This is a genomic window from Bdellovibrio bacteriovorus, from assembly GCF_002208115.1.
GTDB classification, from domain to species: domain Bacteria; phylum Bdellovibrionota; class Bdellovibrionia; order Bdellovibrionales; family Bdellovibrionaceae; genus Bdellovibrio; species Bdellovibrio bacteriovorus_C.
In genome coordinates, this window is record NZ_CP020946.1 from 1,261,209 (window position 1) to 1,273,852 (window position 12,644).

At 51.9% G+C, this 12,644-nt stretch carries 13 protein-coding genes; 3 read left to right on the forward strand and 10 right to left on the reverse strand.

All coding sequences use genetic code 11. The annotated features are described in order from the left end of the window. The first annotated feature begins 101 nt into the window (after positions 1–101). Both B9G79_RS06185 and B9G79_RS06190 read left to right on the forward strand, forming a co-directional pair. Positions 102–857, forward strand: coding sequence for a DUF4423 domain-containing protein (locus B9G79_RS06185; protein WP_232469225.1), 756 nt, complete (start codon positions 102–104; stop codon positions 855–857). Then, a complete protein-coding gene (locus B9G79_RS06190; RefSeq protein WP_088564759.1) occupies positions 854–2,113 on the forward strand; it encodes a hypothetical protein in 1,260 nt (419 codons plus the stop codon). Before B9G79_RS06185 ends, B9G79_RS06190 begins: the two co-directional genes overlap by 4 nt. A gap of 78 nt (positions 2,114–2,191) precedes the next feature. Here the strand turns inward: B9G79_RS06190 and gltS are convergent, their stop codons facing one another. The 5 genes from gltS to B9G79_RS06215 all read right to left on the reverse strand — a co-directional run bounded on the left by gltS (position 2,192) and on the right by B9G79_RS06215 (position 7,454). Then, positions 2,192–3,376 carry a sodium/glutamate symporter gene (gene gltS / locus B9G79_RS06195; RefSeq protein WP_088564760.1) on the reverse strand — a complete coding sequence of 395 codons (1,185 nt, stop codon included), beginning with the start codon at positions 3,374–3,376 and terminating at the stop codon, positions 2,192–2,194. Positions 3,377–3,415: 39 nt separating this feature from the next. Next, positions 3,416–4,948, reverse strand: a complete 1,533-nt coding sequence (locus B9G79_RS06200; RefSeq protein WP_232469226.1) for a methyl-accepting chemotaxis protein — start codon at positions 4,946–4,948, stop codon at positions 3,416–3,418. Positions 4,949–5,056: 108 nt separating this feature from the next. Continuing rightward, positions 5,057–5,803 (reverse strand): ZIP family metal transporter, encoded by a 747-nt coding sequence (locus B9G79_RS06205; RefSeq protein WP_088564762.1) that lies wholly within the window; start codon positions 5,801–5,803, stop codon positions 5,057–5,059. 34 nt (positions 5,804–5,837) lie between these two features. Next, positions 5,838–6,344 (reverse strand): Dps family protein, encoded by a 507-nt coding sequence (locus B9G79_RS06210; RefSeq protein WP_088564763.1) that lies wholly within the window; start codon positions 6,342–6,344, stop codon positions 5,838–5,840. 153 nt (positions 6,345–6,497) lie between these two features. Next, the gene (locus B9G79_RS06215) at positions 6,498–7,454 is read right to left on the reverse strand and encodes a hydrogen peroxide-inducible genes activator (RefSeq protein ID WP_088564764.1); all 957 of its coding nucleotides are present in this window, start codon (positions 7,452–7,454) and stop codon (positions 6,498–6,500) included. On the opposite strand from B9G79_RS06215, the gene B9G79_RS06220 reads away from it, so the two are divergent. Next, positions 7,453–8,175: a protein-L-isoaspartate O-methyltransferase family protein gene (locus tag B9G79_RS06220; RefSeq protein ID WP_088564765.1), complete on the forward strand. Its 723-nt coding sequence runs from the start codon at positions 7,453–7,455 to the stop codon at positions 8,173–8,175. The genes B9G79_RS06215 and B9G79_RS06220 overlap by 2 nt on opposite strands. A 28-nt stretch (positions 8,176–8,203) precedes the next feature. Here the strand turns inward: B9G79_RS06220 and B9G79_RS06225 are convergent, their stop codons facing one another. The 5 genes from B9G79_RS06225 to B9G79_RS06245 form a co-directional block, all read right to left on the reverse strand. Next, complete coding sequence (locus B9G79_RS06225) at positions 8,204–8,527, reverse strand: transcriptional regulator (RefSeq protein ID WP_088564766.1); 324 nt, start codon at positions 8,525–8,527, stop codon at positions 8,204–8,206. A 10-nt stretch (positions 8,528–8,537) separates the two neighbouring features. Then, complete coding sequence (locus B9G79_RS06230; protein WP_088564767.1) at positions 8,538–9,860, reverse strand: OmpA family protein; 1,323 nt, start codon at positions 9,858–9,860, stop codon at positions 8,538–8,540. 174 nt (positions 9,861–10,034) lie between these two features. Continuing rightward, positions 10,035–10,676, reverse strand: a complete 642-nt coding sequence (locus tag B9G79_RS06235; RefSeq protein ID WP_088564768.1) for a sulfite exporter TauE/SafE family protein — start codon at positions 10,674–10,676, stop codon at positions 10,035–10,037. Then, positions 10,673–12,079 (reverse strand): cytochrome c oxidase accessory protein CcoG, encoded by a 1,407-nt coding sequence (gene ccoG / locus B9G79_RS06240; protein ID WP_088564769.1) that lies wholly within the window; start codon positions 12,077–12,079, stop codon positions 10,673–10,675. Before ccoG ends, B9G79_RS06235 begins: the two co-directional genes overlap by 4 nt. A gap of 3 nt (positions 12,080–12,082) precedes the next feature. Then, positions 12,083–12,643 carry a cbb3-type cytochrome c oxidase N-terminal domain-containing protein gene (locus B9G79_RS06245; RefSeq protein WP_088564770.1) on the reverse strand — a complete coding sequence of 187 codons (561 nt, stop codon included), beginning with the start codon at positions 12,641–12,643 and terminating at the stop codon, positions 12,083–12,085. Position 12,644: the final 1 nt, after the last annotated feature.

Below are 12,644 nucleotides of genomic sequence, written 5' to 3' on the forward strand. Positions count from 1 at the left end.
CGCAGCGTTCCCTTTGTTTGTCGTACGGAACTCTTCGTCCATTTTAACCTTGCAACTTTGGTATTAAATGTAAAAAATCCCTCATGTCGGTGGGGGATTTTGTGTCTAATCAATTCGGTGCCCTTTTAAAAAACAAACTTGAGGAAATTCAGAAAAAGAACCCTCGATTTTCCTTCCGCTCTTTAGCAAAAAAAGTGGGCATTTCACCCGGCTGTTTGAACGAGCTGATGCACGGCAAACGTCCTTTGAGTGAATTTTACGCCAACAAGATCGTGCTGGGGTTGGAGCTGGGGACAGAGGAACGCAACGAAGTCTATTCTTTGATCTCTACGCGTTCCCGTAAATTTGCCGCGCAAAAAACTTTGGCTGAAAAAGAGCTGGAGCTGATTGCCAGTTGGGAGCACTTTGCCATCCTGAACCTGATCCGTATGAAGACCTTCAAGCCGGACCCGGAGTGGATTGCTGAACGCCTGGCGCTGCCGTTGGAGAAAGTTCAGCAAAGTCTGGATCTGCTTTTGGATCTGGGCTTTATCAAGCGCAAGGGCAATTCCATCGCGCGTTCCGTGGCCAGTCTTGCCACCACCACCGATATTCCGAGTGAAGCCCTGGTTCAGGCCCACGTGTCTGACATGCACAAGGCCATCGAGGTTCTGAAAAGAACTCCGATCGACCGCCGTGATTATTCGGCCATCACCATGGCGATCAACCCGCACAAAATGGAAGAGGCCAAGAGTTTGATTAAAAAATTCCGCCGTAAACTGTCCATGCTGGTTGAAGAGGGTGACATGACCGAAGTGTACAATCTGAATATCCAGTTCTTCCCCCTGACTGTTGCTGAAAGTGAGAAGCCGCTATGATCAAAAAGACCCTGTTACCCCTGATTCTGATTTCATTCGCGGGGTCGCTGGCACAGGCCGCATTTATCGGCGGTGATGAAAAAGGCAACGGCGGCAGCGTCATTTATTGCGAAGGCCGTGTGGAACATCAGCGTTATGAAGTTCTGGATCTGTTTGAGGCCCGCGAGATTCAGACTTTTGAAATGGATGTTATTGAAGGCCCTGAGTATAAAAAAATCCTGCGCCAGATGATTGCCCGCATGGGGGAAATCAATCCAACCCGTGCAATTTTGTACACCTCGTTTCTGGAGACTTTTGATCGTGAAGCTTTGTTCCTGAAAGGCACCGAGTTCACTGATATTCCGGACCGTGGCTGGGGCGCTTTGCCAAAAGGTTGCATCCTGGTTCAGGGGGCTGTTCAGTATAAACGCCCCAGCATCAAGGGGCATCGCTATTATTTCAATAAAGATGTCTGGGATCGCATGACCAATACCCAGCGCTCTGCTCTGGTGTTGCATGAGTTCATCTATCGTGAGGGTTTGCAGCCGGAAAACAACTTCCAAACTTCCAATGGTGTCCGTCTGATGAACGGCTTCCTGCATTCCACGATGATGCGCGATGTGACCGTGCCTCAGTATATCGATCTGTTGCAAAGATCGGGTCTGCAATTGGCGGACGTCAATGGCTACCACATCTTCCTGCATTCCGGTCAGGAACTGGGTCGTGGTCAGTCCTACAGGGTTTCCTACAATGACATGGGTGTGGTTACCTCCGCGACTCTGGCCAGATCCTTCAATATGTCCGGTCCGGGAGGGCGTACCATGCCGGTTCACTGCGGGGAGTCCACGCCGGTAGAAAAGGGCGGGGGGACTATCAACTTCTGGCCGAATGGAAAAGTAAAGCATATTCAAATGGGCTGCACTTCCGCCGGATTTGTTCTGCGTTCGAAAGAGGCCATTGGTCAGGCGACGGCTACGGAACTGTTTTATAACGAGCAGGGCTTGCTGACTCAGATCAAAACTCTTCAGTTGGAATTCAATCATGTTGATTACAGCCTTCGTTCGACTCGTCCGGGTGGTTTTATCAACTTCTATCTCACCGGAGAGCCGGCTCAGATTTGCATCGGTAATTACTATGCCGATCACCAGCGCAGTTGGATGCGTGATGCAAATGGCGAGGGCGTGATCGTCGCTCAGTCCGGACATGACACCTTCGGTTTGACTTTGGATGGTCGCATCTTTGAGTCTGCAAAGTCCCGCTGCGGTTTTGAGCAGTAGATCCTTCAGACAGAAAAGCTCAATAAAAAAAGCCCGCTGGATTCAGCGGGCTTTTTTATTTGATGTTTTGCAGTCGTATTAGTTGCCAAACATGTTGATACAGAAGGTGACCAGCGCTGCGTTGATAAAATCGATGAAGCAGGAACCCACCAGCGGCACCACCAGGAAGGCCTTGTAAGCGTGGCCATAGCGCTGACTGAGCGAATGCATGTTGGCCATGGCGTTGGCCGTGGTTCCCATCATAAATCCGACATAGCCGGCACTCATCACGGAAGCCTCATAGTCCTTGCCGGCCACCCAAAACGCCGGCCCCAGGGCCGTGACCGCGACCAGAATGGCCTGCACCGTCAGGAAAACCAAAATAGGCAATGCCGCGTTTTTCAGTTCTTCCAGCCGCAGGCTCATGATCGCCATGGCAATGAACAGGGTCAGGGCCACGGAGCCGATTTCCTCAATCCATTCCGGAGAGATTTTGAAAACTGTTTTGGTGTCTTCGATATTGCGGAAGATCGCCGCCACCACCATGGAACCAATATAGATCGGCAGGGTGATTTGCAAAGAGCTGATCCAGGAGCTGATCGTAGTGCCAATCCCCATGATCAGAGTCAGCGCCAGAAGGTGCATCAGCAGATCGCGACCCGCGAAGGATTTTAGCATCATCGATTCCTGATGTGCACCGCTGTCATGATCCACCGGATGCTTTAGTTTTTTCTTATTAATAAGATATGTGGCCAGCGGAGTTCCGATCAGGCCGCCCAGCACAATACCACCCATGGCCGTGGTCACACCAATCACCGAAGCGCCTTCGACACCAGCAGCTTCAAAGACCGGTCCGAACGCCAGGGCGGTGCCCGGGCCACCTGTCAAAGACACAGCGCCGGTCAGAACTCCCATCAGGGGGTGTTCACCCATCATTTTTGCAAGACCAATTCCTGCGATAATCTGCACCAGCAGGCCGCCGATGGTCAGAAGCAGGAAGAACACAACGGCGCGACCGCCTTCTTTAAGCAGGCGCACAGAGGCGGAATAGCCGACCGAGGTGAAGAAGGTGATCATCAAAGCTTCTTCAAAGGCTTTGTTGAATGTCAGCACGAAAAGGCCCTGGGCCTTCAGGGTTGAAATGATGATGGCGACAATAAATCCGCCGATGACCGGAGACGGCAGATTGTACTTGTCCAGAATCTGGATTTTGCTTTTAATAAACCGGCCGAAATACACGACCAGAGCTGCCAGGGCGACGGTTTGAAATGCTGTTAATGTCATGCCCAAAGCCTAGCGTGGCCCGTCGCCGCTGTCCACCCTTTAGCTGGCTTTCGGGCGTCCGTTAAGAACGCCTTCCACGGATTCCACCATCATATCGAGCTGCTGGGACTGACTGGACAGCTCCACCGAGGCCGCCGCGGTTTCTTCAGAAGAGGCGGCGTTGTTCTGGGTCACTTTGTCCAGATCGTGCAGAGCGCGCGAGATCTGGTCGATACCTGTCGACTGCTCCTGACTGGCCTGGGCAATTTCATTGTTTAAAGTCGAAACTTTTTGTGACTCTTGCACAATTGTCTGCAAAGTTTCACCGCCTTGCAGAGCGGATTTGTAACTGACGTCGATCTGGCTGACACTTTCAGAAATCAAACCTGATATTTCCTTCGCGGATTGGGCGGATTTCAGTGCCAACTGGCGCACGGCTTCGGCAACAACCGAGAAACCTCGTCCATTTTCACCGGCGCGGGCGGCTTCCACGGCAGCATTCAGGGCCAGCAGATTTGTCTGAAAGGCAATATCGTCAATCAGACCGGTGATCTCCTGCACCTTTTTCGCCGTGACCGAAACGGTTTGCATTGAAGTGATCAGTTCCTGCATGTTTTGTTCGCCCCGCACCGCCGCCTCCATGGCAGAAGTGGACAGCAGTCGGGCATTCTGGGCATTGTCAGAATTCATTTTCACCATGCTGGTCAGTTCTTCGATGGAAGCGGATGTTTCCTCCAGGGCCGCAGCCGCTTCTGTGGCCGATGTGCTGAGGCCTTGTGAAGCATTGGATATCTCAGAACTTGTGGCGGAAAGGTGCTGGCTGGAGTTTCTGATGCTGTTGACGGCGGTGCGCAGGTTTTCCAGCGGCTTGCGCAGGACAACCCACGCGAAAAGAACGCTCAGAATAAGTCCGAAGAAAGAAAAAAGAAGGATCTTCTTCACTGAAGCCTGGCTGGCGGCATTGGTGGTGGCCAGGCTGCTGGTGATGGCAAAGACTCCGTGAAGTTTTCCATCCGACCAGTTTTCCATGTCATGTCCCAGCACATCTTTCCCATTGCCAAAAGGGCTTTGAGACGGCTGGCCGTGACATATTAAGCAGCCTTGTTTTTCAGACAGCCGTACTGGGCGATAGACGATGACTGATTCATCGCTGGTGGTGACGATTTCCTTCAGGGTCGGTTCATTGAGAAAGCGATTGTAGATCTGCATTTCATCAGTTCGAGCCAGGTTTTCCTCCCGGCGAGGCTCTGGAGAAAAGACCCTGAACTTATAACCACTGCGCTCGGACTGCTCCTGACCCACTTTGATCGAAGCGAAAATCGGAACCCGTCGCAGAATGTTCATCTTTAAATCCTTCGGGACATTTCCATCAGGATAGCGACTGCCAATATCATTGATAAATTCAGCAAGCCCTCCTTGGGAGGCGACGTAATCGCGCGTGCCCTCCAGTTGATCCAGGATGGCCCGGCTCTTGTCGATCAGGTCTTTTTCGCCCTGATCGTGGACCTCGGATCGCGAGACCTGGGTGGCGGCAATAACTGAGACAACAGCGGCCAGGGAAACAATGGCGGTAATTTTTGTGATCAGCTTCAAGCACAACCTCCCGTGCCCTATCAGTGTAAGATGGGCCGGGGGAGAGTAATGATGATGCAGATCATAAAATAAATTATTATTCATTGGGATGTTTCAGACTGAAACATCTTAGGACTGACCGATGATCCAGTTCATTACAATAACGGACAAGGCCCCGGCGACAAACTGCTTTTGCCACAGGTAAGTCATGCGGGTCTCTTTCATTTTGGCGAAGATTTCCTCCAGGGTCACACTGATCATCGCCCCACCCGCGAAAGCCAGGATGAAAGGAAGGGATGCCGATGTGATGCTGGTGAAAATGCCGCCCAAAGCACCGCCCAGAATTTCCATGACACCGGTTAATGCGGCACCAAAGAAGGCCACTTTGCGGGACATGCCAATTGAAAGGAAAGCTGCGGCAGTGGCAAGTCCTTCCGGGAAGTTCTGAAACACGATGGCGCCCACGACTGTCCAGCCGTTGGCGGTGGAAATGGAATCAGCGCTCAGCGCAGCTCCCGAAGCCAAACCTTCGGGGAGGTTGTGCAGCATCATAGCCGTCACGAAAAGCCAGGCTCTTCGGTGAACAGACCATTCGGAGGGCGACACGCTATGGATCAGATGACTCAGTCCATAGATGGAAGCCACACCGAGCGCCAGGGCAAGAGACACCCCGAAGGAGCTGTGTGTGCTTGAGTAAGCAGGGCCGATCAGATTAAAGGCCGCCGCCGCCAGCATCATCCCGATGGCAAAGTCCAGATTCAGACTGCGCCAGGGATTCCAGCCGGTGGTTTTGTTTTTAAGAATGGGAAGGGCACCGAGCATTGTTGAAAGCCCGGTGATCCCTCCTGCCAATAATCCCATCAGTGCGCTGCCCATGTTCTACATCCTTTCTCGATAATTCAAATCGGGATCAGGATCTGTGACTGCGGATCATCCAAGCGGCTTTTTCATGGAAGCCGATCAGGTCCTCGTACAAAGTCACAGCACTGGTTTCTTCCGCATCCTCTGCGGTTTCCAGTCGGGATTTCAAAGCGATGGCCAGATTTGTGTGGTCCTGGCTGAGCATTTCGATCATTTGGCTGGCGGTCAGTTTGTCAGAAGCCTCCTGAATGGAGGACAGTTCTCTGAACTCTTTGAAGCTGCCCGGAGCTTTGACTTTCAAAGCGCGGATCACTTCCGCCGTGCGATCGACGAATTCAGCCAACTGGCCGTATTGTTCTTCAAACAGTTTGTGCAAAGAGAAGAACATTGGACCTTCCACGTTCCAGTGGAAGTTTTGGGTTTTAAGTTGCAGCAGATATTCCTCAGCCAAAGATTTTTTCAGCGTTTCAACAACAGCACTGGTGCCGGTTTCGACCGATTTTATATTGCTGACGGATTTGTTTTCATTCAGTGAATGGGCGTTTTGTGATCTCATAAATTCCTCCTTGTCACTGTCAGAGGGGTGCCTTACAGGAACCCCGCTCTTGCCTGTAAACAGGATAAGCCCGGTGAGGGGAGGTGAACAGTTCTCTTTTTCTATGGGACATATAGATTTTGTCTATATACTGTCTATAGGCATAGATGAAAACTATTTGAGATAACCTAAAGGGTTGTCGATTTTCAGTTGGTTTTTACCTCGGGTGGCAGACAGTCCTTCGGGCAGGTTTTTCTTTATGGTTTCAATAAGAGCCTTTAAAAGGGCCTTCCTTTGGAAATGAGGTCCATGAACCAGGCTCACTTCCCGGGTTGGGACCGGATCCGAGAAAGGTCGCAGTCGCTTTTTGTCCTGCACGTCGAGCGCGGCCAGATAAGGGAGCAGTGTAAAGCTTTCCCCCTGATCCACCAGTTTTTTCAGGGTCTCAAGACTGCCACTTTCAAAGGTGAAACTGCGATCCATCACCGCCGGACTTTTTTTGTTGCGGCAAAGGGAAAGGCTTTGCTCGCGGAAGCAGTGGCCTTCGTTCAGCAGCAGGACGTCTTCTGATGACAGGTCTTTTTCATCCAGCGATTTCTGGCTTAGAAGGGGATGCCCCTTGGACAGATAAACATTGAACGGCTCATAGAACAAAACGTGATTGGCGATATTCAGATCATCAATCGGCGTGACGATGATGCCCAGATCCAGGCTATGATTGCGGATCTTTTCAATCATCACCTCGGTTTGCAGTTCTTCAAAAGTCAGATGCAAACTGCTGTGGGCGTCCTTGATTTTTTTCAGGAACAGCGGCAGCAGATACGGGGCCAGCGTGGGAATGATTCCGATGCGCAGTTCGCCGCGCAGAGATCCTTTAGCATCGTCGACGATTTCTTTCAGGTGCTGAGAGCCTTTGACCACTAGACGGGCCTGCTGCAGGACCTCTTCGCCGACGGAGGTGGCGCGGATGGGTTGTTTGGTGCGATCAAAAAGAATCACGCCCAGTTCTTCTTCCAGCTTTTGAATTTGCATACTCAGCGTGGGTTGGGTGACATGGCATTGGCGGGCAGCGTGGCTGAAACTGCCTGTGTCGGCGACGGCAAGAATATATTCGAGTTGAGTCAGTGTCATGATACAAGCTTGCCGTTCGGGAAAAAACCTTGCAAGCTTAATCATGGGCCTGTCACTGGAACACTATCAACAAAGTGTCTTGAAGCGCGCATTGCCACTGTCTGAAAAAGTGGTGGAAGCTTTTTATAGTCAGCCCCGGCACATCTTCGTGCCGGAATACACGGTCGAAGAGGCCTACGAAGATCATCCTCTGGTGTTGTTCAACAGTCCTCCTTTTGTCTCTACTATTTCTCAACCCAGTTTTGTTCTGCGCATTCTGGATTTGCTCAAACTCGAGCCCGGACAAAAGGTTTTTGAGCTGGGCTCGGGCAGTGGCTGGAACACCGCCATGATGGCTGATATTGTTGGTAAAAGCGGCAAGGTGGTCTCTGTGGAAGTGATCAGTGAGCTTGCCGGCAGAGCCCAGAAAATCCTGGCGGAGCGCCATCTTTCCCAGGTCATTGTCAAAGCCGGGGACGGTTTTGAAGGGGATGCGGCCAATGGACCCTATGACCGGGTGATATTCACGGCCGGCTCTTCCGAGTTTCCACAAAAGGTTTTTGCGCAGTTAAAGGAGTCCGGTTGGATGGTGTTTGTGCGAAAGGCGCATGGATCGCCGGATATGCTGGAGCTGATTCATAAAGTGAATTCTGAACCCCATGTGGTGACGTCAGTGCCTTGCTCTTTTGTTAGTGTGGTGCGGGAAAAAGCGGGGCCTGATTCGAAAGAAACAAATCCTTGAATCAAGCCTCCGGTGGGTGAGCAGGGTCTCATCCCAGGTAATCATCTTTTGGTTTTCGGTCACGATTCGCCGGAGCTTTGGGTTTCAGCTCCATCACACGTTCTTTCTTTTCCTCGTCAGCCTTGACCGGCTTTTCCTCGGGTTCATCATAAAGATGATAGTGTGATGCTATCTCGGCGAACTTTTCACTGGCTTCGTCGATGGCCATTCCCACTTTGCGTTCCAGCAGATCGACGATGGACTGGGCATTGCCTTTGGTGCTTTCAAGGTCATTGTCCGAAAGCTCACGCCATTTCTGCATGAGCTCCCGTTTCAGTTCCTGCCAGCCTTGACCAGGAATTTGTGATGCCATAGGCACCTCCTTACTCAGTTTCGATCACAAGATCAATACGACGATTTTGTGCTCGTCCTGCAGCCGTGTTGTTGTTACCAATTGGATTGTCATAACCCATTCCCACGGACTCGACTTTATCCGCTGGCAGAGTTCCCTGGGATACCAGGAAGTTCTGAACGGATTGAGCGCGTTTTTCTGACAACACGCGGTTGGCTTCTGCGCTTCCCACGTTGTCCGTGTGACCTTCGACGATCACTTTGGAAGGGGTGACTCCGGCCAATGCGCCTTCAACTTTTTTCAGCAGGGCCTGGTTTTTTGGTCCCAGATTGGACTGCGCAGTGGGGAATTGCAGACCTTTCAGGCGCACCATCAGCTTGCCGTTTTCGGTGAAGACTTCCGCCTCGTTGGGCTTCAGTTGACTGCGCAGGGCTTGAGCGCGACTCAGCAAAGCCTGCTGCCGTTCCAGCTGCATGCGCTGACGTTCAGCTTCGCTTTGAACTGTTTGCAGTTCTTGTTCCGCACTGGAGTACTCATTACGCAAAGTGGAGATGGTGCGCTGCTGGCGTTCTGCCATCAAAACCAGGTCTTCAGAATTGCCTGCATTGACTTTGCGGGTGACTTCCATCAAGTGCTGGGATTCACGGGTGGCATCCTGGGAGGCGCGGGCGATGACGGCCGGATTGCGCGGATCAGCCTTGATCAGCTTCTCGGCATTTTCATATTTCATCGCTGCCATGCCAAAGGACTTGGGTGCATTTTTGTCAGCACCGGCTTTTTTTGCGGTGTCCAGATTGTCTTTGGCTGTTCCCAGATAGGCTTTGGTGACGGACATGATTTCAAGGTCCCGGTAACGGCTGATGATTTCATCGCCGCGTTTGTCCGCCGGACTCAAGTTCCCTTTTTCAATCGCCACGGTGATCTTTTCCAGATCCTTTCCAGCCTTGTCCCATTCTTTAGGGTAAAGTTTGGGGGCTCCGGCTTTCATTGCGCCTTCGCGTGCATCGGTGATTTGTCGCATCGACGTTCGTGCGATTTCTGCGCGGGTGTTGGCTTCATTCAACCACGCGCGGGAATAAGCAACCTGTTCCAGAATGTCAGCATTGGGTTTGTCTTTTTCTTTTTTCTGCTTGGCTTTTTCCAAAGCTTTGGTGGCGTCCGTGAAGTTTTCCGGCGACAGCACGTCAATTTGTTTGGATCGTGCCTCGTTGATCATGGCTTCGGTTTTTTCAATCTCGGCCGTCGGATTGGCACTGGAAGAAATCGGCTGCACATTGGGTGGTTTGCTCGCGCAACCTGCGATAAATCCGGCAACAGCCACAGATGCTAGTACCTTATGAGTCCGGGAAACCATAGAACGCCTCCTTCGTAGACGTGAACGAACGTGTTAAACTCTTGATTTAACGCTAAGCCCGCGGAAGGAAGGCGCACAAGGAAAACAACCTTGGACGGTCGAATCGTTGCGATCTAACAACGGGGCTCGTCCAAAGAAAGGTCGGGTTTGTTGCGAAGCGGAAATAACTAAAAACTAATGCATCAGCATGAAGCTGCCCAAAGAATACAAACCGGCCACGATCAGCACACCACCAGCAATGCGTTGCTGGCGAAGTCCGGCGTGTTGAATGCCCTGACGAACCATCATGGGCACAGCACTTAATGCAGGTAAACCACCCAGCCAGAAAAGACCCAGCGTCAGACCACCGGCCCACGGGCTTTGTGTGGCAATGGCCGCGGTGACGTAAGTGTAAAGCCAGCCGCAGGGAAGAAGGGCTGTTAGCAATCCGACAACAAAGCCGGACTTTCCAACATGGAAGGCCTGCAGTCTTTTGATCACACTTAAAATGGAATGAGAAATCTTATTCGCAGACAAACGCTGTTGCCACGAAACGGGCAGAATCAGACGAGCTCCAGAGCCCACAAGCACCAGCGCCAAAAGTATCGCTGAAATCCAGCGCAGGGTCACAAACTGACTGTTCAGGAAAAACTGCCCCAACGATCCCGCCAAAACGCCCAGCAAAACATAAGAGCACAAGCGACCCAGATGATAGCTAAATAAACTATTGCGTGCGCTCATCAGGGTGGCTACAGGTCCGCACATTCCGGCACAATGCCAGCTGCCGAAGAAGCTGGAGGACAATATTCCCAGTGCCAGAAGTGCTGATGACATCATTGTGACCTCGGTCCCACAAGAATCAGTTCGCGATGGGTTTTGAAGCCTTCCGGAGCCAGTTCATCCTGAACATTCACTTCTGTTTTCAGCTGTCCATTGGCCGGGATCACAGATGTCGGGATTCTGACAAAGAAATACCATTCACGTGATTCACCCGGAGCCAGATGAATCGGATTTTCCGCCACCTGAACCTGGATTCCCTGATCCAGAAGTTGTTGAGGCAAGGTCAGATTGTAGCGGGCCCGCAAGGCGCCCTGATTTTGGATGTGCAGGCGGAACTGATTTAAAAGAACTTCCTGACCATCACTGTTTTTGACGTAAGAGTACGGCAGACCGGCCCCGCGAAGGACGGCGATATGCACCGGTTCGCGCGTGCTGACCGCGTAAGCCAGCCCGCCAATCAAACCCATAATCGCTAGGATGTAAATGATTGAACGTGGTTTGGCCAAAGAGATCTTGCTGCCATCCAGAGTGTCATAGCGAATCAGCCCTTTGGGTTTTTTCACTTTTTCCATGATTTCATCACAGGCATCAATACACGCGGTGCAGGTGATGCATTCCATTTGCAGGCCATTGCGGATGTCGATGCCAGTCGGGCAGACTTGTACGCAGCGATTGCAAGACACGCAGTCGCCGGCTTTTTGGTTGGGTTGAGTGGTGCCTTTGCGGGGTTCGCCACGGTTGACATCGTAAACGACGGCCAGGGATTTTTGATCCAGCAGCACGGACTGAATGCGCCCGTACGGGCACATGATCACGCAGAACTGTTCGCGGAACCAGCCGAAATCGAATAGAATGATGGCCGTGAAGAACAGCACCAGCAGGAAATAAGTCATGTTCTGGGCCGGTGAGCCTTGGGTCATTGCCAGCAGTTCACTTGCGCCCACGAAGTAGGCGATAAAGCTGTGGGCAATCACAGAAGACACGGCAAAAAACAGGAACCATTTCAAAGAAACTTTGCGGATCTTGGTCAAAGTCATCGGCCCGTCACGCAACTGACGGCGCTGAATGTAAGTGCCCTCCACCCATTTTTCAATGCGGCGGTAAACGGCATCAATGAACACCGTCTGCGGGCACGCCCAGCCGCACCAGACACGGCCCCAGATGGAAGTCACAAAAGCCAAGCCCAGCGTCAGTGTGCCGACGATATAAAACAACATCGGGGCGTCGTGGGCTTTGAACAAAACCCCAAACAGAGCGAATTCACGTTTGGGGATGTCCAGCAGAATGGTCTGATGACCATTGAAAGTCGTCCAGGGCAGGATCAGGAACACAATCAACAAAATGATCTGAGTCCAGTCGCGATGACGTCGGAAGCGCCCCCGCACTTCGGCAGGGATAATGTTCAACCGGTCACCATGCTCATCAACACTTGTTAGCTTGCCTGAATCCAACCCCGACATAACTTACTCCACAGCCTCGCCCTGAGGCTCTTTTGCGCCAGCCGGGTTGCTGCCTTTTTTGGACAGGATAAACGCCGACACCGCATAGATTTCATCTTTTTTCATGACGGGGCCCCATGGAGGCATGCCTTTTTCGGGAACACCGTCGCGAACAACCTTCACCACATCCAAGCGAGTGGCTTTGCCATGCATCCAGAACTTATCAGTCAGATTCGGTCCGATCAAACCTTGCAGCTCCTGGCCATGGCAGGAAGCACACTTGGAGGCAAACTGGGCGGCTCCTAAAGCCAGCACACCGTCTTTTTCAAATGCGGCTTGCAGGGATTCTTCAGTTTCCATCGGTGACGCGGTTGCGGCCTTGGCTTGAACCTGTTCGATTTCAGTCATCGCCACCTTCAATTCATCCTGCAAAGTCGGGCCACCGCCCAACTCATAGTGGATGTAATAGATGAAGGCGAAAATGATGGTGAGGAAGAAGGTCCACAGCCACCAGGTTGGCAGGGGGTTATCGTGTTCGATAATCCCGTCGTATTCGTGGAATTTTTCCTTGTTATCTTCACTCATT